16 protein-coding genes are annotated in these 18,644 nt (G+C 73.1%); 6 read left to right on the forward strand and 10 right to left on the reverse strand.

The window, feature by feature from the left end; all coding sequences use genetic code 11:
* Positions 1-56: 56 nt before the first annotated feature.
* Genes GA0070618_RS29035 through GA0070618_RS29045 form a run of 3 tightly spaced genes read right to left on the reverse strand, consistent with a single transcriptional unit; the run spans position 57 to position 3,738 of the window.
* On the reverse strand, positions 57-1,034 hold the full coding sequence (locus tag GA0070618_RS29035) for a carbohydrate ABC transporter permease (RefSeq protein WP_088984470.1): 978 nt from the start codon (positions 1,032-1,034) through the stop codon (positions 57-59).
* Positions 1,031-2,074 carry an ABC transporter permease gene (locus tag GA0070618_RS29040; RefSeq protein ID WP_088984471.1) on the reverse strand — a complete coding sequence of 348 codons (1,044 nt, stop codon included), beginning with the start codon at positions 2,072-2,074 and terminating at the stop codon, positions 1,031-1,033. The genes GA0070618_RS29035 and GA0070618_RS29040 overlap by 4 nt, the downstream gene beginning before the upstream one ends.
* A complete protein-coding gene (locus tag GA0070618_RS29045; RefSeq protein ID WP_088984472.1) occupies positions 2,071-3,738 on the reverse strand; it encodes an extracellular solute-binding protein in 1,668 nt (555 codons plus the stop codon). The genes GA0070618_RS29040 and GA0070618_RS29045 overlap by 4 nt, the downstream gene beginning before the upstream one ends.
* Before the next feature lie 268 nt (positions 3,739-4,006).
* On the opposite strand from GA0070618_RS29045, the gene GA0070618_RS29050 reads away from it, so the two are divergent.
* The 3 genes from GA0070618_RS29050 (at position 4,007) to GA0070618_RS29060 (ending at position 9,115) form a co-directional block, all read left to right on the forward strand.
* Positions 4,007-5,242 (forward strand): ROK family transcriptional regulator, encoded by a 1,236-nt coding sequence (locus GA0070618_RS29050; protein WP_088984473.1) that lies wholly within the window; start codon positions 4,007-4,009, stop codon positions 5,240-5,242.
* A 332-nt stretch (positions 5,243-5,574) separates the two neighbouring features.
* Positions 5,575-8,058 carry a beta-glucosidase gene (locus GA0070618_RS29055; protein WP_088984474.1) on the forward strand — a complete coding sequence of 828 codons (2,484 nt, stop codon included), beginning with the start codon at positions 5,575-5,577 and terminating at the stop codon, positions 8,056-8,058.
* A 43-nt stretch (positions 8,059-8,101) separates the two neighbouring features.
* Positions 8,102-9,115 carry a LacI family DNA-binding transcriptional regulator gene (locus GA0070618_RS29060; protein WP_414467617.1) on the forward strand — a complete coding sequence of 338 codons (1,014 nt, stop codon included), beginning with the start codon at positions 8,102-8,104 and terminating at the stop codon, positions 9,113-9,115.
* Between the two features lie 20 nt (positions 9,116-9,135).
* Here the strand turns inward: GA0070618_RS29060 and GA0070618_RS29065 are convergent, their stop codons facing one another.
* Positions 9,136-9,405 carry a GlsB/YeaQ/YmgE family stress response membrane protein gene (locus GA0070618_RS29065; RefSeq protein WP_088984476.1) on the reverse strand — a complete coding sequence of 90 codons (270 nt, stop codon included), beginning with the start codon at positions 9,403-9,405 and terminating at the stop codon, positions 9,136-9,138.
* A 280-nt stretch (positions 9,406-9,685) separates the two neighbouring features.
* On the opposite strand from GA0070618_RS29065, the gene GA0070618_RS34140 reads away from it, so the two are divergent.
* A complete protein-coding gene (locus GA0070618_RS34140; RefSeq protein ID WP_170107941.1) occupies positions 9,686-9,856 on the forward strand; it encodes a hypothetical protein in 171 nt (56 codons plus the stop codon).
* Positions 9,856-10,821, forward strand: coding sequence for a golvesin C-terminal-like domain-containing protein (locus GA0070618_RS29070; protein WP_088984477.1), 966 nt, complete (start codon positions 9,856-9,858; stop codon positions 10,819-10,821). The genes GA0070618_RS34140 and GA0070618_RS29070 overlap by 1 nt, the downstream gene beginning before the upstream one ends.
* A 77-nt stretch (positions 10,822-10,898) precedes the next feature.
* Here the strand turns inward: GA0070618_RS29070 and GA0070618_RS29075 are convergent, their stop codons facing one another.
* From GA0070618_RS29075 to GA0070618_RS33750, 3 genes are read right to left on the reverse strand one after another with little or no spacing between them, the layout of a single operon-like run.
* On the reverse strand, positions 10,899-12,722 hold the full coding sequence (locus GA0070618_RS29075) for a M48 family metallopeptidase (protein WP_157749033.1): 1,824 nt from the start codon (positions 12,720-12,722) through the stop codon (positions 10,899-10,901).
* A complete protein-coding gene (locus GA0070618_RS29080; RefSeq protein WP_157749034.1) occupies positions 12,719-13,396 on the reverse strand; it encodes an RNA polymerase sigma factor in 678 nt (225 codons plus the stop codon). Before GA0070618_RS29080 ends, GA0070618_RS29075 begins: the two co-directional genes overlap by 4 nt.
* Positions 13,389-13,607, reverse strand: coding sequence for a hypothetical protein (locus GA0070618_RS33750; protein ID WP_143740519.1), 219 nt, complete (start codon positions 13,605-13,607; stop codon positions 13,389-13,391). The genes GA0070618_RS29080 and GA0070618_RS33750 overlap by 8 nt, the downstream gene beginning before the upstream one ends.
* A gap of 179 nt (positions 13,608-13,786) precedes the next feature.
* On the opposite strand from GA0070618_RS33750, the gene GA0070618_RS29085 reads away from it, so the two are divergent.
* Positions 13,787-14,407 carry an L-threonylcarbamoyladenylate synthase gene (locus GA0070618_RS29085; protein ID WP_088984480.1) on the forward strand — a complete coding sequence of 207 codons (621 nt, stop codon included), beginning with the start codon at positions 13,787-13,789 and terminating at the stop codon, positions 14,405-14,407.
* Positions 14,408-14,579: 172 nt separating this feature from the next.
* Here the strand turns inward: GA0070618_RS29085 and GA0070618_RS29090 are convergent, their stop codons facing one another.
* From GA0070618_RS29090 to GA0070618_RS29100, 3 genes are read right to left on the reverse strand one after another with little or no spacing between them, the layout of a single operon-like run.
* A complete protein-coding gene (locus GA0070618_RS29090) occupies positions 14,580-16,082 on the reverse strand; it encodes an FGGY-family carbohydrate kinase (RefSeq protein ID WP_088984481.1) in 1,503 nt (500 codons plus the stop codon).
* Positions 16,082-17,719 carry a fucose isomerase gene (locus GA0070618_RS29095; RefSeq protein ID WP_088984482.1) on the reverse strand — a complete coding sequence of 546 codons (1,638 nt, stop codon included), beginning with the start codon at positions 17,717-17,719 and terminating at the stop codon, positions 16,082-16,084. Before GA0070618_RS29095 ends, GA0070618_RS29090 begins: the two co-directional genes overlap by 1 nt.
* Positions 17,720-17,758: 39 nt before the next feature.
* The gene (locus GA0070618_RS29100; RefSeq protein WP_088984483.1) at positions 17,759-18,637 is read right to left on the reverse strand and encodes a dihydrodipicolinate synthase family protein; all 879 of its coding nucleotides are present in this window, start codon (positions 18,635-18,637) and stop codon (positions 17,759-17,761) included.
* Between the last annotated feature and the right edge of the window lie 7 nt (positions 18,638-18,644).

Genomic DNA, 18,644 nt, shown 5'->3' on the forward strand with positions numbered 1-18,644 from the left:
GCGGCCAGGAGACTGTCGGTGGGGGCCGGGACCGCCGGACGCGACACCGGGAGCGGTCAGCCCTTGACCGCGCCGGTGATCACACCCTTGGTGAAGTGCCGTTGCACGAACGGATAGACGATCACGGCGGGCAGCACGGTGACCACCACCACCGCCATCTTGACCGCCAGCGTGGGCGGGTACGCGGTCACCCCGGGAATGTTGAACGACGCCCCGGAGACGGCCGGTGACTGTCCACCCAGGATGTAGGTCTGCAACACCCGCTGGATCGGGAACTTGTCGTTGTCGTCGATGTAGAGCACCGAGTTGAAGTACGCGTTCCAGTACCCGACGGCGTAGAAGAGCCCGACCACCGCGACGACCGCCTTCGACAGCGGCAACATGATCGTCCAGAGGATGCGGAACTCCCCCGCCCCGTCGATCCGGGCGCTGTCCACCAGCTCGCCGGGGACGTTCATGAAGAACGCCCGGATCACCACCAGGTTGAAGACGCTGATCGCGCTGGGCAGGATCAGCGACCAGATGCTGTCCTTCAGGCCCAGGCCGGTGACCACCAGGTAGCTGGGCACCAGGCCAGGAAAGATCAGGAAGGTCAGCAGGAAGAAGAAGAGCAGTCCCCGGTGCGCCACCGAGCCCGGCCGGGAGAGCCCGTACGCGGCGAGCACGGTGAGCACCAGGCTGACCGCCGTGCCGAGGACGGTGACCAGGGTGCTGATCCAGACCGCCTGGGTGATCTGTCCGCCGTTGAAGATCGTGACGTACGCGCTCGGGTCGAACTCGCGCGGCACCACGACCATGCCACCGGTCTCGCTGATCGTCTCCCGGGAGGCGAGGCTGGTCACCACCACCGACCACATCGGAAAGAGCACGGCGAGCACCAACAGCGTGAGCACGACGCCCTTGCCGAGCTGGCCGGCCGGCGAGGGCGGGCCCTCCCAGACCGAACGATCCGGCCGGGCACGCCGCTTCCGGGGCCCGCCGTCCGGCGGCGGCGCCACCGGCACCGGTCCGGCCCCACTGAGTTGTGCGGTCATGATCTCGAATACACCCCCTGTTCGCCCATCCGGTGTGCCAGGTGGTTGGCGGTGACGATGAGCAGCAGACCGACAACCGCCTTGAACAGGCCGGCGGCGGCGCCCAGGCCCCACTGCTGGGTGGCGATCGCCTGGTAGTAGACGAAGGTGTCCAGCACCTCGGCGGCCTCCCGGCCGACCGCGTCGCGCTGGAGGATGAACTGCTCGAAGCCGACCGAGAGCGCGTCGCCCAGCCGCATGATGAGCAGTAGGACGATCACCGGGCGCAGGCCGGGCAGGGTGATGTGCCAGAGCCGTCGCCACCGGCCCGCGCCGTCGGCCGCCGCGGCCTCGTACAGGTTGGGGTCGATGGCGGCCAGGGCGGCCAGGAAGACGATCGCGCCCCAGCCGATGTCCTTCCAGACCGCCTCGGCGGTGACCAGCACGATGAACGTGTCCGGGTTGGTCATCACGTTCCATGGTTCCAGCCCGGCCTGGCGCATCTCCTGGGCCAGCAGACCGGCGCCGCCGAGCATCTGCACGAAGAACGTGATCACCAGTACCCAGCTGAAGAAGTGCGGCAGGTAGACCACGCTCTGCACGAAGCCGCGCACCCGGCCGGAGACCAGGCTGTTGAGCAGGATCGCCAGCAGGATCGGCAGTGGGAAGAAGAAGACCAGTTGGAACGCGGTGATGGTGAGGGTGTTGCCGACGGCGTCCCAGAACAGCGGGTCGCGGAAGAGCGCCTCGAAGTTGCCGAAGCCGATCCACTCGCTGTACAGGAACGCCTCGAGCGGGTCGTCGCCGACGAACGGGTTGTAGTCCTGGAAGGCGATCACGTTGCCGAGGGTCGGCAGGTAGTGGAAGACCAGCAGCAGGAGCGCGGCCGGCGCGGTCATCGCCAGCAGCGGCCAGTCCCGGCGCAGCCGGGCCCGCAGGTTGCGCCGGGGGCGGGGCCGGTCACCGCGTCGGCGACCCCGCTTCGGCGTACGACCGGCGGGGGGCGGCTCCCGGTCGGTGGCCGGGGCGTCCACCGCCCCGGCCGCGCCCGCCCGGCTCATCGGCCGTTGTCGGCGAGCGCCTTCTCGAAGAACGCGCGCCCCTCTTCGCCGCCGGTGGAGAGGAACTCCTTGCGCACCTGGTCGAGGTCGTCGATCGGCCGGCGGCCCCGGAGGATGTCCCGGATCTTGTCCTCGGTCGGGTTGATGATTTTCGACCAGTTGGCCGGCAGCTCCAGCTTGATCCCGGCGAAGAGGTCCTTCTCCATCAGCCCGATGTGCTTCTGGTAGTACCCGAGGTAGTCCCGCACGTAGTTCGGGGTGTCCCCGCTGCGCACCTTGACCGGCACCCGGCCACCGATGTGGGTGTACTGCGCGCCGAGTTCCTTACGGCCCAGCTCGGTGGGGACCGGACTACCGTCGGCACCGCGGGTGAAGTGCTTGCCCTCCACACCGTACTCACGCAGCTCGAACTCGCGGCTGCCGAACGGCGCCGCGCACCAGTTCAGCACCCGCAGCAGCTCCCGGGTGCGCTCCTCGCCGAGGCCCTTCTTGACGAAGGTGAAGAAGACCGGCTTCTCGCTCCCCCAGATCACCGCCGGCTTCCCGTTCGCGCCGAAGACCGGCAGCGGCTGCATGTCGAAGCTGGCCAGCACCTTGGACTGCTCGCCCTGCATGCCCTGCCAGGCGCCGAGGCCGTCCTGGTACATCAGGATCTTGCCGCCCTTGAAGAGCTGCTTCTCGTCGGCGCCCTTGCTGGCCACCGTGTCCGGGTGCACCATGCCCTCGGCGAAGAGCCGGGCGGTGAACTCCAGCGCGGCCCGGAACTCGGCGGTCTCGAACTTGTGCTCCAGCCCACCGTCGGGCTTCTTCCGCCAGATCTGCTGGCAGCCGAAGAACTGTTGGACCATGTCGAAGACGCTGCCGAAGGCCCAGACCCCCTTGCCGGGGTTCGTGGCCTTCTTGCCGAACTCGTACAGCTCCTCCGGGCTGGTCGGGGCGCCCAGACCAGCTCCGGCCACCAGGTCCTTGCGGTAGAACAGCGCGTAGGCGAACGGGCCGTCGGTCGGGAACGGCACCGCGTGCAGCCGCCCGCCCCAGACCGAGTACTCCCACGCGCCGGTCGGCAACGCGGCGAGGTACGGATAGGTGGCGGCGGCATCGCCCTTGAGATGGTCGGTGAGGTCCTCGAAGAGCGCCTTGACCGCGTCGGAGAACCGGGCGACCTTGTCCACCTCCCAGTTCGGCACGCTGAGCAGCTCCGGCACGTCGCGCGCGCCGAGCATCGCGTTGAGCTTGTCGGCGTAGGTGCCGCCGTCCTGGAGGCTGGGGTTGACGTCCACGCCGAGCTTGCCGTTCACCGCGGCCAGGTACGAGTTGCGGCCGAGCGTCGGCGGGGCCGGGCCCCACCACGGGCTCATGGTGCCGATCGGGGCACCGCCCCGGCCGGGCTGCTCGGTGACCGCGTCCACCAGCTCACGCGGATAGGTGAGGTAGCCGTCCGGGATCGGCCCCTCCCCCGGGATGTCCGGCTTGAGCAGTTCGGCGGGCTTGTGGGTGGGCAGGACGGCACGGATCGCGTCAGCCTTGGTGGCGCTGCCCTGGCTACCCGCCTCCTTGCTGCACCCGGCCAGGGTTCCGCCGGCCACGGTCGCGGCGGCACCGACCCCGGCGAGGCGGAGCAGGGTCCGACGATCGGTGGACACGTCCGGCAGGGACGGCTGCACGGCGCACTCCCTTCATGGCGAAACCGGGCCGGATCCTGGTGATCACGGTTGCAAAGCGGCCCGACCCCGTTAGGATTAGTTAGTCTTCTAGCCGAACAAACTAAACGACCGCCACCGGTCCCACAAGGGAGCGGGTCCGGGTGGGCAGCCACCGGGCCACCGGGGGCGCGCCGGTCGGGGTCGACGGCGCGGGTGCGGCATGATGAGGACGCGATCACCGCCCACGACAGCACCGGTCGGGGCACGTCGGCGCAGGGAGCGGAGAACGTTGATCACCATCCAGACCGGGCCGCAGCCGACCGACCTGAGCGACGTCCGGGCCACCAACCGGGCCGTGGTGCTGCGTTACGTCCGCACCCACTCCCCCTGCTCCCGGGCCGACATCGCGGCCCGCACCGGGCTGAACAAGGCGACCGTCTCCAGCCTGGTGACCGAACTGATCGAACGCCGGCTGCTGCGCGAAACGGGGCTCACCGAGAACCGGGTCGGCCGCCCGGCGACCATGCTGGTCCTCGACGGCGAGCCGTACGCGGCACTGGGCATGCAGGTCGACGCCGACGAGTTGGTGGTGGTCGCGGTCGACCTGGGCGGGAACCGGCTGCTCACCTGGCGGCGGGCCTTCGGCACGTTGGACGCCTCCCCCGCCGAGACCGTCGCCGCCGTGGCGAAGCTGGCTCGCCGGGCCGTCGGACGCCTCACCGCCGGGGGCCGTGCCGTGCTGGGGCTCACCCTCGGGGTGCCGGGGCTGGTGGACACCACCGGCACGGTGCCGTTGGCCGCCACCCTGAACTGGCGGGACGCGCCGGTCGCCGCCGAACTGCGGGCCGCCCTACGTGACCCGGGATTCCCGGTGGCCGTGGAGAACGTGGCCAGCCTGGCCGTCCTGGCCGAGCAGCGACACGGGGACCGGGCCGGGACGGCCAACCTCGTACACCTCACCGGCGGCGTCGGCATCGGCGCGGGCGTCCTGGTGGACGGGCGGCTGCTGCGCGGCGGGCGGGGCTTCGCCGGCCAGGTCGGGCACCTGCCGCTGGATCCGGCCGGCCCGGCGTGCCGGTGCGGCCGGCGGGGCTGCCTGGAGGCGCTGGTCGGCCTGCCGGCGGTGGTCCGCCGGCTGCTGCCCGACGTCGAGTCCGACGGCGCGGTCACCGACTTCGCCCCGGAGATCGAACGGATCCAGGCCCTGGCCCGCGCCGAGGACCGGTCCACCCTCGCCGGTCTGGCCGACCTCGGCCGGCACCTCGGGCACGGCGCGGCCGTCCTGGCCGACCTGCTCAATCCCGAGGCCGTCCTGGTGGGCGGGCACTTCGCGGCGCTGGCGCCCTGGCTGCTGCCGGCGGCCCGGACCGAGCTGACCCGACGGACGCTCGCCCCGGACGCCGGTGGCTGCCGGCTGGAGGCCTCCACGCTCGGCGCGGAGGCGGCGGCGCTGGGCGGCGCGACCGCCGCACTGGCGGCGGTCGAGGCCGGCCGGCTGCCCCCTCCGGCGGTCGCCCTCTCCTGACCCGCGTGCGGCACCGGGTGGCCGGACGCCGGTCGACCGGCGCGACCGACCCGCCACCCGCACCGACGGAAGCGCATCGACGCATCTGCGTGGAAGCGATCCCACGAACCTCTTGACCGGAGGACGGAGCCGGTGCAAGCCTCAGACAGCCGCCCCGTAACACGTGGGCAACAGGGGCGGGTCACTCGCGCATGCCGTCGAAGCGCTTCGCGCCGACCGGGCTGACGGCTACCCCTCACCCCGATGCCGCACGCCCCGCGCCGGCCGGTCGTCGAAGCGCTTCGACGAACCGGAGCGGGCCGAGGCAGGCCAGGAAAGGTAACGGACCGACCATGACGAACAGCACCGATCCCGTATCCGGCGACTTCCCCAGCGCCCGCGTCGAGCACCTCCTGGGCCAGCTCACCCTCCCGGAGAAGATCGGGCTGTTGCACCAGTACCAGGCCGCCGTGCCCCGGCTGGGCCTGCGGCCGTTCCGGACCGGCACCGAGGCGCTGCACGGGGTGGCGTGGCTCGGGCCAGCCACCGTCTTCCCGCAGGCGGTCGGACTCGGCAGCAGCTGGAACCCGGAGCTGCTGCGGGCGGTCGGCGCGGCCGTCGGCGCGGAGGTCCGCGCCATGCACCGGGCCGCCCCGGAGCGGGTCGGGCTGAACGTCTGGGCGCCGGTGGTCAACCCGCTGCGCGACCCACGCTGGGGACGCAACGAGGAGGGCTTCGCCGAGGACCCCTGGCTGACCGGACACCTGGCCACCGCGTACGCGTGGGGACTGCGCGGGGACCACCCGTGGCGGCTGCGCACGGCCCCCACCCTGAAGCACTTCCTCGGCTACAACAACGAGACCGACCGGGCCACCACCTCCAGCAACCTGCCGCCCCGGGTGCTGCACGAGTACGAACTGCCCGCCTTCCGGGCCCCGCTCGCCGCCGACGCGGCGGTCGCCGTGATGGCCTCGTACAACCTGGTCAACGGGGTGCCGGCGCACCTGAGCCCACTGATCGCCGAGGAGTTGCGCCGGTACGCGCCGGGCGAGGTCATGGTGGTCGGCGACGCCGGGGCGGTGACCAACATCGCCGGCGCGCAGGGCTACCTTCCCGACCACGTGCAGGGCTTCGCCGCCGCGCTGCGCGCCGGGATCGACAACTTCACCGAGGACGGCGAGGACCGCACGCCGACCGTCGAGCGGCTCACCGAGGCGCTGCGGCGCGGGCTGATCACCGAGGCCGACGTGGACACGGCGGTACGGCGGATCCTCACCGTCCGGGTCCGTCTCGGCGAACTGGACCCGCGCGACGAGGACCCGTACGCCGAGGTGTCGCCGGACGTGGTCAACTGCCCCGCGCACCGGGCGCTGGCCCGGGAGGCCGCCCGGCAGTCGCTCGTCCTGCTGCGCAACGACGGGCTGCTGCCGCTGGCCGCCGACCCGGGGCTGCGGGTGGCGGTGCTCGGCCCGCTGGCCGACACCCTCTTCACCGACTGGTACAGCGGCACGCTGCCGTACGCGGTCACCGCGTACGGGGCGCTGGCCGAGCGGTACACCACCGTGACCACCCACGAGGGGGTGGACCGGGTCGCGTTGCGGGTCGGCGACCGGTACGTCCGCTGCGCCGGCACGCCCAACGGCGCGGCGCTCACCGCCGACGCCACCGACGCGGCCGAGGACACCCACCTGGACCTCTTCGACTGGGGGGCCGACCTGTCGGCGCTGCGCGCGGTCGCCAACGGGCGGCACGTCCGCGCGGACGAGGACGGACTGCTCGTCAACGACCGGCCCGGACCGGGTGAGTGGGTGGTCCGGGAGACCTTCCGGTGCCGCCCCGGTCCGGACGGCACCGTGCTGCTGCACCACGTCGCCACCGACCGGTACGTCACCGTCGGCCCGGACGGGCTGCTGCGGGCCGACGCGGTCGACGCCGCCGGAGCCACCGCGTTCCGGGTCGAGCTGGTCGCCGACGGGGCGGCCGAAGCCGCCGCCCGCGCCGCCGCCGCCGACGTGGCCGTGGTGGTGCTGGGCAACCACCCGATGGTCAACGGACGCGAGACCGAGGACCGGGTGGACCTGGCCCTGCCCGCCGGAGGGCAGCGGCTGCTGGAGGCGGTGCACGCCGCCAACCCCCGGACCGTGCTGGTGCTGAGCAGCAGCTACCCGTACGCGATCGGGTGGGCCGACGCGCACCTGCCGGCGGTGCTCTGGTCCGCGCACGGCGGCCAGGAGTACGGCGCGGCGCTGGCCGCGACGCTGACCGGCGACGCCGAGCCGGGCGGCCGGCTGCCGCAGACCTGGTACCGGGACGGCGCCGAGCTGCCCGACCTGCTCGACTACGACGTGATCGGGTCGGACGCCACCTACCTCTATTACCGGGGCGATCCGCTCTACCCGTTCGGGCACGGGCTCGGCTACACCCGGTTCGACTACGCTGACCTGGAGCTGAGCGCGGGGTCGGCGACCGCCGACGAGGAGGTCGGGGTGAGCGTGACGGTGACCAACAGCGGCGACCGCCCCGGCGAGGAGGTGGTGCAGCTCTACACCCGTCAGCGCCGCTCCCGGGTCAAGCAGCCGCTGCGCCAGCTGCGCGACGCCGCCCGGATCACCCTCGCCCCGGGCGAACGGCGGGTCGTCACGCTGCGGCTGCGCGTCGCCGACCTGGCCTACTGGGACGAGTCCCGGGGCCGGCCCGTGGTGGAGGACGCCCGGCACAGCGTGCTGGTGGGGCGCTCGGCGCGGGACATCCGGCTGGTCGGCGTGCTGGCCGTGACCGGCGGGACGGCCGGGTGGCGGCCCGAGCGGGAATCCTTCGATGTCGGCGCCACCCGGTGACCGGGCCGGCGGCTCCCCGACCCGCGCGGTGAAGTCGGCCGACCTGGTCACGATCGCGGACGTGGCCCGGCACGCCGGGGTCGCGGTCAGCACCGTGTCGTACGTGCTCAGCGGCAAGCGGGCCATCTCGGCGGGCACCCGCGACCGGGTGCTGGCCAGCATCCGCCTGCTCGACTACCACCCGAACGCCGGGGCGCGGGCGTTGGCCAGCCGTCGGGCCAACGTCATCGCGCTGGTGCTGCCGCTGCGCACCGGGGCACAGGTGCCGGTGCTGATGCAGTACGCCACCGCGGTGGTGACCACCGCCCGGCGCTACGACCACGACGTGCTGCTGCTCACCGCCGACGAGGGGGCGGCCGGGCTGCGACGGATCGCGGCCAGCGCGATGGTCGACGGAATCGTGCTGATGGACGTCGAGATGCACGACAGCCGGGTTCCGCTGCTGCGGGAGCTGACCCGGCCGAGTGTCCTGATCGGCTTTCCCGCCGACCCGACCGACCTGACCTGCGTCGACCTGGACTTCCGTCGGGCCGGGGAGGTCTGTGTCGAGCACCTGGCCGCGCTCGGGCACCGCCGGGTCGCCCTGCTCGGCGCGCCGACGGCGGTCTACGACCGGGGCACCGGGTTCGCGCACCGGACCCGGGCCGGGTTCACCGATGCTGCGATCCGGCTCGGCGTCACGGCCGAGATCCGGCCCTGCCCGGAGGAGGTGGCCGCCGTCCGGGACGAGCTGGTCGACCTGCTGACCCGCTCCCCCGACCTCTCCGGGCTGGTGGTGCAGAACGAGGCGGCGGTCGGGCCGGTCCTGGCCACGCTGCCCACCCTCGGGCGACGGGTGCCGGAGGACGTCTCGGTGGTGGCGGTCTGCCCGGACCAGTTCGCCGAGCGGGCCAGCCCGGCGCTGACCTCGGTGCCGGTGCCGGCGGAGGAGACCGGCCGGGAGGCGGTGTCGCTGCTGATGCGCAAGCTCACCGGTGAGCCGGTGCCGGACGCCACCCTGCTGGCACCCCGGCTGACGGTACGCGGCAGCACCGGCCCCGCCCCGTCACCGGAGTGACCGGGCGGGGCCGAGTCCGCTCAGTGCCGGCGTCGGCCGTAGGTGCCGGCGACGATGGACACGCCGATCGCGGCGAAGGCGACCTGGAGGCCGAGTTCGATCCAGTCGACGCCCGGGGTGTCGTCGACATTGAGGGCCCCGGCGACCAGCGTGCCGAGGACGGCGGCGATCACGCCGATGAGCAGGGTGAGCCAGATCGGGATGGACTGCCGGCCCGGCACGACCAGCCGGCCGAGCGCACCGATGATCAGGCCGATCACGAGGGCCGTGAAGAAGCCGGTCACTTCCATGGGATACCTCCCCTTGGCGGGTCTGTCGTCAACGTACCCATCCCCACTGCTCCGGGCTGCGCAAACGCGGTTCGCGGCCGGCGGGGCGCTTCGTCATGGAACCGTCACACGTCCGCGTGTCGGCCGTCACCTCGACCACCCGGTGATCGTCGAAGAGTTTCACGTCGATAAACAGACACGAAGACTATCGACATAGATGGGCGTGAGGATATAGCGTGCCGATCAACCTGGTCGTCGACCTGGTGAAACCCCCTTGGATCCTCGTTCCTTAAGGAGCGCCGTGGCCACCTCACGATCCCTCCGACTGCGGCGCCGACGTCTGCTCGGCGTCCCGGCCCTCGTGGTCGCCGCATCCGCCGCCGTCGCTGCCGCACCCGCCTCGGCCAGCGCCGCCCCGGCTCCCACCGCCAAGCGCGTGGAGTGCCTGGCCGACCTGCTCGGGGAGGTCTGATGGCCACCATCCCCTGGCTCGTGGACGTGCTGCGCTCCGCCGGTGTGCAGGTGGTGGTCCACGGGGACTGGCTGAACCGGATGCGGCCGGGTGACTTCAACCCGATCGGCGTGCTCTGGCACCACACCGCCGCCACCTCCAGCGCCAGCAACCCGCACCCCGCGCTGAACGTCTGCATCAACGGCCGGTCCGACCTGCCCGGCCCGCTCTGCCAGGCGCTGGTCGACTACCACGGCGTCTTCCACGTCATCTCCGCCGGCCGCTGCAACCACGCGGGCACGGCCCGGGCCAGCGGGCCGATCCCCGCCGGGGACGGCAACACGATGCTGATCGGCTGGGAGATCGACTACAACGGCGTGAGCCAGGAGATGACCGCGGCGCAGTACAACGCCTCGGTGGCCGCGACCGCCGCCGTCCTCAAGCGGCTGGGCCGGGACTCCAGCTACGCCCGGGGGCACCGGGAGACGAGCACCAGCGGCAAGATCGACCCGTCCTTCATCGACCTGAACGTCATGCGCGCCGACGTGGCCGCCAAGATGGGCGGTGGCACTCCCCCCGCCTGGAGCACCATCGTCGACAACACCACCGCCGGTCGGTTCACCGCCAGCGCCAACTGGGGCGTCTCGACGTACTCCGGCCAGCGCTACGGCGCCGACTACCGGTACGCCAACCCGGTCCTGGCCAGCGACGTCGCCTGGTACAAGGTCAACATCCCGGCGACCGCGAACTACCGGGTGGACGCCTGGTGGCCGGGCGTCTCCGGCTACAACAGCGCCACGCCGTACATCGTCTCGACGACGACCGGCAACAAGACGGTCGTGGTCGACCAGCGGACCGGCGGCACGTGGCGCAGCCTCGGCACGTTCACCCTGCCGGCCGGCGACGCGAACCGCGTCGGGGTCAGCCGGTGGACCACCGCCAGCGGCCTGGTCATCGCCGACGCGATCCGGGTCACCCGGGTCTGACGCCGCACGGTGCGCCGCATCCGCGCCGAGGCGGGTGCGGCGCTTCCCGGGCGGAACGCTCCGCCCGGACAACCGGGTCACCCGCCGGCAGTGGACCGGGGCACCAGGTCCGGCAACGGCGGCGGCGACCACGACGGCACGATCCGGGTGGGCCGGAGCGGGAGTCCCGGCACCGGGTCGAGACCCGGCAGGGGACCCTGGTCCAGCAGATCCGGCAGCGCCGGCCGGGTGAGGGTGACCCCGGGCCGGTACGGTGTCTCCGGCTCGTCGCCGAGCCAGTGGGCGAAACCCAGCAGCGCCAGAAGCAGCAGCACGGCCAGCGACACGTAGGCGACGTCCTGGTGTCGGCGTCGGGTGGTCTCGTCCAGCGCGGGCGTGATGGTCAGCGTCCGGGCGGCTCCGGCCGGCTCGGCACCCGCCTGGTCGTCGGGATCTGCCCCCAGCGCGGTCAGCTCCGCCAGCAGTCGGGGCACCCCGTCCGGTTCGTCGAGGGCCGCCGTGACCCAGTCCGTGATGTCGTCGTGGTCGACGGCCGGACCGGTGAACCGGCCGTAACCCGTCCAACCGACCGTCACCCGGACCCGGCCCGCCCGGAGCAGACAGAGCCCCACCAGCGCGGACACCCCCTCGACCAGCCGTCGGCGACCCACCTGCGGATCCGGGCCGAGGGCTCGGGCGATCCGGTCGGCCCGGCCGGAGCCGACCCGGCGGAGCACCTCCGCGACGGTCGAGGGCCCCGGGTCGGGATGCAGCACGGCGGTCACCGCCTCCACGGCCACACCGGCGCGGTACGCGGCGAGCGTCTCGAGCCACTCCCGCCACGGCCGCCTCCGCCCCGCGTACCGGGTCGCCCGGCGCAGCGGACCGGGCGCGAGCGTGGCGGCGACCTCCGGCGCGGGCGGCAACCGGGGGTCGTCGGGGAGCCCCGCCAACCGGTCGAGGCGACGCCGCATGGCGGGGTGGAACCCGTCGGCCGGGAGCCGCTCGGCGGCCCGGCGCAGCGCCGCCAGTTCGGGTGGGAACTCCGGGTCCACCAACAGGTGGGCGAACGCCCGGTGCGGCTCGTCGGGGACCGTACCGGTGGCGTGGCGCACCGGCCCGACAAGGTCCGCCTCGAACCGGGCCCACGCGGCGGCGACCGCCGGCACGGAGCGCAGTCCGTCGGCCAGCGCGCCGGCCCCGGCGACCTCGGCGGCGATCCGGTCGGCCTCCAGTTCCTGTCGTCGCCGGACCGGCCGCACCAGCCGGTAGGTCAGCGCCGCGCAGGCGGTGACGGTGAGCCGGAGGGGCCCCGCGTAGAGACGCACCAGGTGGTTGGCGACCATCGCCTCGCGGATGCGCTGCCGGCCCATGACCATGCCGGCGTACGCGCGGTGGGCGGGCTCGGTGAACCGCGCGTGCCGGCGCGCGTAGTGGCCGAGTTCGTGGGCGAGCACCGCCCGCAGCTCGTCCGGGCGCAGGCCGACCAGGAGCGGCACCCCGACGTAGAGCCGACGCCGGCCGGTGGGAGCGAGCAGCCAGGCGTCGTCGGTGACCGCCGCGTTTGCCTCGCCGGTGAGGCGGATCTCCAGCGGCGGGTCCGTGCCGACCCGCTCCGCCAACGTCTCCACCAGATCCCACAACGCCGCTCCCTGGCCCCGCGTCAACAGCACGGAGTCCGGCCGGGGGCCGGCCGGCCGGCTGACCCGGACCAGCTCCCGCACGGTCAGCGCCAGCGGGACGAAGGTCGCCGAGGCCACCAGCAACGGGACGGTGTTGAACTGCGGGCTGGCCTCCCGGCTGCCGACCACCCAGACCGCGCCGACCGCGAACCCGATCCAGAGCAGCACCAGCAGACCGGTGAGCAGGTAGACGCCGGCCAGCAGGGTCAGCGCGAGCAGGGCCCGCAACGAGGCGGTCACCGGTGCTCGTCCCGCTGCCGGTCCAGGGCCGCCCGCAGCCGCTGCGCCGAAGCCCGGTCGGCGTCGAAACCCCGGGCCAGCCACCGTTCGGTCCGGCGCAGCGCCGCCGCCAGCGCGTCCTCGCCGTACCCCGACATGCCCTCCGGACCGGACCGGGTCAGCACGCCGGCGACCAGCGGATCGCCGGCCCGGTGCGGTTCGGCGGCGAGACCGAGCAGGACGGCCAGCCGCTCCCGGGCCTTGGCGAGGTTGGCGCCGACCGCACCGACGCTGATCCCCACCTCGTCGGCGACCTGCCGGTAGGTCAGGCCCTCCAGGCAGATCATGATCAGCACCTGACGCTGCCGGGGCGGCAGCAGCCCGACGCTGCGCAGCACGGCCACGGCGGCGGCCTCCTCGTCCGGCGTGGACGTGGCGGAGACCGGCACCTCCAGCTCCGTGCGCCGCCACCGCGACCACCAGCGTCCGGCCTCCCGGGCGAAACGCCGCCTCACCGTCGTCTCCACCCAGGCCCGTGGCTCGCGCAGCTCCGACCAGTGCAGGTACGCCGCCAGGTAGGCCTCCTGCACCGCGTCCTCGGCGTCGGGGCGGCGACCGCAGTACATGACCGCCCGGGCGAGCGTCGCCGACCGGGTCCGGGCGACGAAGTCGTCGAAGTCGGCGTACTCATGCACCGTCGTCCTCCCAGGCACCGGTCCGCTCCGCGCCGGAGAGGATCCGTCCAGCATCGCCGACCGTGCCGGACCGGGTTGTCGTCTCCTCGACAGCGGCGACCCGACGGCGGCCGGACCACCAGTCCACCGTCTCCGTCACCAGCCTGGTGACGGCCAGGGCCAGTCCCACCGCCCCGGTGGCCACCTCCAGGACGACCGTCGTCCTGTCCATCGGTCACCTCGCTCTCCGATGACCGGGCGCGGTCGCGCCGGTCATCAGGTAGAGCCCGCCGGACGCCGGTTTCTTCACCGCCCACCGTCGACTTTCTCACCGCGTCGCCGTCGTCCGACCGGCGGTTCGCACCGAGGCTGGTTGGCGGGACGGCGACGTGCGCTTCTATGCTCCGGCGCATGGCGAGGTACTTCGACGTGCACCCGGACAACCCGCAACCCCGCAGCATCGGGCAGGTGGTCGGGATCGTCCGCGACGGCGGACTGATCGCCTACCCGACCGACTCGTGCTTCGCGCTCGGCTGCCAGCTCGGCAACAAGGCCGGCATCGACCGGATCCGCCAGATCCGCCACCTCGACGACGACCACCACTTCACCCTGGTCTGCCGGGACTTCGCCCAGCTCGGTCAGCTCGTGCAGATCAACAACGCGCTGTTCCGCTCGATCAAGGCCGCGACCCCGGGCAGCTACACGTTCATCCTGCCGGCGACCCGGGAGGTGCCACGCCGACTGCTGCACCCGAAACGCAAGACCGTCGGGGTCCGCATCCCCCGGCACACCGTGGCGCAGGCGCTGCTCACCGAGCTGGGTGAGCCGCTGGTCTCCAGCACCCTGCTGCTGCCCGGCGAGGACGAGCCGATGACCCAGGGCTGGACGATCAAGGAGACGCTCGACCACGCCGTCGACGCGGTGGTCGACTCCGGCGAGTGCGGCACCGAGCCGACCACGGTGATCGACTTCTCGGAGGGCACGGCCGAGATCGTCCGCCGGGGCGCCGGGGACCCGACGCGCTTCGAGTGACACGACGAACCGGTGCCCGGCGGGCGGCCGGGCACCGGTCGTGGGTCCACCCGCCCCGGACGGAACGGGCGGCGGGTCGCGGTCGTGCGGCGGACCGGAAACGGGGTCGCCGTGGTGGGTGCGGGGTCCCGCACCGGGCCTGGTCCGGCCCGGTGCGGGAGGTCACCGGGCCCTACCCGGAGCCGGGGTCGGACTGGAGCCGGGCCAGAGTGTGCACCTGGTCCCGAGTGTCCCGGTAGAGCGAGGTGTACTGCGCGAACAGCAGGTCGTAGGTGTCCCGCACCGTCGGGTCCGGCTCGACCGTGACACCGGGCACCGTCCAGTCCGTCCCCGCCGGCACCAGGCCCACGCCGACCCCCGCCAGCAGCGCGTCGCCGTAGCTGGCCCCGATGGTCACCTTCGGCACCTCCTGCGTCCGGCCGGTGACGTCGCTGACGATCCGGGTCCAGAGCCCGCCCTGCGTGCCGCCACCCACGGCGACCAGCCGGCGCACCGGGTTCGCCTCGGTGTCGAGCAGTTCCAGGATCTGCCGGATACCGAAGGCGATGCCCTCGTACACCGCGCGGAACAGGTGCCCACGCCCGTGCCGCAGGGTGAGCCCGGCGACCACGCCCCGCGCGTGCGGATCGAAGATCGGGGTCCGCTCCCCCGCGAAGTACGGCAGCAGCAGCAACCCGTCGGCGCCGGCCGGCACCCGCGCCGCCTCCGCCACCAGCGTCTCGAACGGCACGTCGCCCACCAGTTCCTGGACCCAGCCGGTGAGGCTGCCCGAGGTGGCCATGCCGGCGGCCAGGCAGTACGCCTCGGCGTCCACCCCGGCGGTGTTCCACAGCTGCGGGTGCCGGGCCAGGTCGCGCAGCACCTGCACGAAGAACATCGTCGAGCCGTACATGAGCATCAGGTCGCCGGGGCGGCGCACCCCGACGCTGACCGACTCGGCCCAGGCGTCCACCGTGCCGGCGCAGACCGGGGTGCCCACCGGCAGGCCGGTCGCCTCGGCCGCCGCCGCCGTGATCGCGCCGACCACCTCGGACGACCAGGCCAGCCGGGGCGCGGGCAGGTCGCCCATGACGTCGTCGTACCAGGGCTGGTGCCACTGCCGGGCCTCGATGTCGTACAGCGGCACCGACTGGCTGGCGGTGTGGTGGTCGAGGACGTACTCGCCGGTCAGCTTCCGGACCACGTACGAGCTGGAGTTGTACCAGCGGGTGGCGCGTGCCCACACCTCCGGCTCCCGGCGGCGCACCCAGAGCGCCTTCGGGCCGACCGCCTGGGTGGTGATCGGCGTGGCGCAGCGGTCGAGCACCGCCGCCGCGCCGTACCGCTCGGTCAGCTCGTCGATCTCGGCGGTGGCCCGCATGTCGACGCCGTAGAGGATGGCCGGCCGGACCGGCACGTCGTCGGCGTCGCAGAGCACCAGGCAGGGGCCGACGCCACTGACACAGACCCCGGCGATCGGCGCCCCGCCGGCCGATTCGACCAGCTCCCGGGCGATGGCGACCACGTCGCCCCACCAGACCGCCTCGGCGTCCACCTCGGCCCAGCCGGGCCGGGGCATGGACATCGACCGGGGCCGGGGGCGGACGGCGGTGGCCACCACCCGGCCGCCGGGGTCGGTGAGGACACCCTTGCTGCTGCCGGTGCCCAGGTCGATGCCGAGCAGGAGCGGTCCCATCAGATCCGCACGTCCCCGCAGAGGTGGACGACCACTCCGAGGGACTCGAACATCGCCGCCTTGGCCTGCAACGCCCGGTCGGCCGTGTCGGCGTCCGGGGTGTACGCGACGTTGAGGTGGTTGGCCTTGTGCCGGGCCATGAGCTGGTCCCGGTCGACACCGTGCAGGACGGCGTGCATGATCGGCCACTCCGGGTTGGTGGCGTCCAACCGGCGGCGGGTCTCCTCCTCGGGCAGTTCCACGGCGGTGCCGCGACCGAGGTCGACGTGCAGGACGCCGTCCATGATGAACACCCGGGACCAGACGATCTCCCCCGGCTTGGAGACACCACTGAGCGTGCCGCCACCGAGCGGGAAGAACATCGGGGGCTGCCGCATGCTGTAGCTCTTGTCGTACCCGCCGTGGTGCGAGGCGGGCACCGAGCCGGAGATCTCCATGACCCAGACGAAGCGGCCGTCGTACTCCTCGCCCCACCGGATGTCGTGCAGGGTGGTGGCCGGGTCGAAGCCCATCGCGGTCCAGATCCGGTTGGTGACCAGGGAGTCCACCGCGACGCCCTCGTCCACCTCGTTGAAGTGCGGCAGCGGCTGGCCGGCGTAGAGCTCCCGCGCGCCGTCGCGGCTGCGCACCGGCGGACGCTCGGCGTTGTTGAGCAGCCCCTCGGCCAGGTCACTGGCCGGGACGGTGTCCTTCAGGCCCTGCTGGTACTGGATGCCCACCGCGTCCAGGCCGAAGTCGTCGGCGATCCGCAGCGCCGCGACGTACATCTTGAACTGGCTGAGCAGCTGGGCGTCGGTCAGCTCGGTGGCCTCGTCGGTGCCGGTGTGGAAGGTCATCCCCGCCTTGTCGAGCCAGTCCCGGACGGCCTGCGCCTCCTCCTCCGGCACCCGGTTCATCTCGGCGACCAGCGCGCTCTGCGAGAGCCGCTCCTTGTAGATGCCGAGCGGGTTGAGCAGCTCGTCGTCGATGATGGCGTTGTACATGCCCATGCAGCCCTCGTCGAAGACCCCGATGATCGCCTTCTCCCGCTGGAGCTGGGCGGCCAGGGCCCGGCCGAGCGCCACCTCCTCGGTGTCCGGCAGGGCGGGCAGGTCGCGGACGTGGCTCTGGTCGTGGGTCAGCGTGCCGGTCTCCAGCCAGGTGCGCAGCCCCGCCACGGCCCAGTCGTCGGTGAAGTCCTTGCTCCACAGGATGGAGTGCGCAACGCCGGCCTTGGTGAGGCTGGCGGTCAGCCCGAGCAGGCCGACCAGGCCGGGGAACTGACCGTTCCAGTTGGCCACCACCAGGATCGGCCCCCGGTGGGTGCGCAGCCCGGCGAGCACGTGGTGGCTGTACTGCCAGACCGCCTCGGCGACGATCACCGGGGCCTCCGGCGGGATGGTCTTGAAGACCTCGATGCCCTGACGCTGGCTGGCGATGAAACCGTGTCCCGCCTCGGTGTCCACCGGGTGGGCGCGGCGGATCCGCCGGCCCAGGGCGGTGACCGCCCGCTCCAGGTCGGCCTCGAACGCCTCCTGGGTGGGCCAGCAGGTCTGGTTGGCGCTCAGCCGCAGGTCGCCGCTGGCGACGGTGTAGACGACGCCGGGTTCGGCGGTGGCCTCATCGGCCAGGACGGGGAAGGCGTAGCTGCTGCTCATGACGGGCTCCCGAGGCTTCGGAACGGACAGGTGCGGTGGTCAGAGAAGGTCGGCGACGTCGGCTTCGAGCACGCGCCGGTCCTCCGGCGAGATCGGGTCGAGCGGGGCGCGCAGCCCGCTGGCCGGCACGCCGCGCAGTTCGAGCACCGCCTTGAGGTGGGCGAGGTTGCCCTGCCGGGTGACGGCGACGGCCCGGTGGGCGCGCTCGCGGGCCACGGCGAGCGCGTCGGCGTCGCCGGCGCGCAGCGCGTCACGGACCTCCAGGAAGGGCTTCGGCAGGGCGGAACTGACCCCGGAGACCACTCCGGCTCCGCCCACGGCGACGACCTCGGTGAACTCGGCGTCCGCCCCGGAGTAGACCGGCAGTCCGGTGCCGGCGAGCGCGTCGACGTACCCGCCGACGTCGGCGGTGCTCTCGCCGCTGATCTTCACCCCGGCGAGACCGGTCGCGGCGAGCCGGGCGAGCAGCGCCGGGGGCACCGGCACGGTGGTCCGGGCCGCGAAGAGGTACCCGTAGACGGACGCCCCGGCCGCCGCCGCGACCACGTCCTCGTAGTACGTGACCAGCGCCGACTCGCTGGCCGGGTAGTAGTACGGGGTCAGCACCGCCACCTGCCGGGCGCCCAGGTCGACGGCGGCCCGGGTGAGCCGGACGGCCTGGTGGGTCGAGGCCGCGCCGACGTGCCAGTACGTCCGGTCCGGGCCGAACGCGTCGGCGGCCACCGCGCAGACGGCGAGCCGCTCGTCGTCGGTGAGGGTGGTGAACTCGCCGGTGGTGCCGGCGACGAACACCCCGTCCAGGGGCGTCTCGGCCAGTTGCGCGTACGCGGCCTTGGCGGCGCCGAGGTCGACCTCGCCGTGCGAGTCGAAGAGGGTGGGCAGGGCGCTGATCAGGTTGCTGGCGGGGTACGCCGTCATGGGTCGG

The organism is Micromonospora echinospora (assembly GCF_900091495.1).
In the GTDB taxonomy this organism is placed as follows: Bacteria; Actinomycetota; Actinomycetes; order Mycobacteriales; family Micromonosporaceae; genus Micromonospora; species Micromonospora echinospora.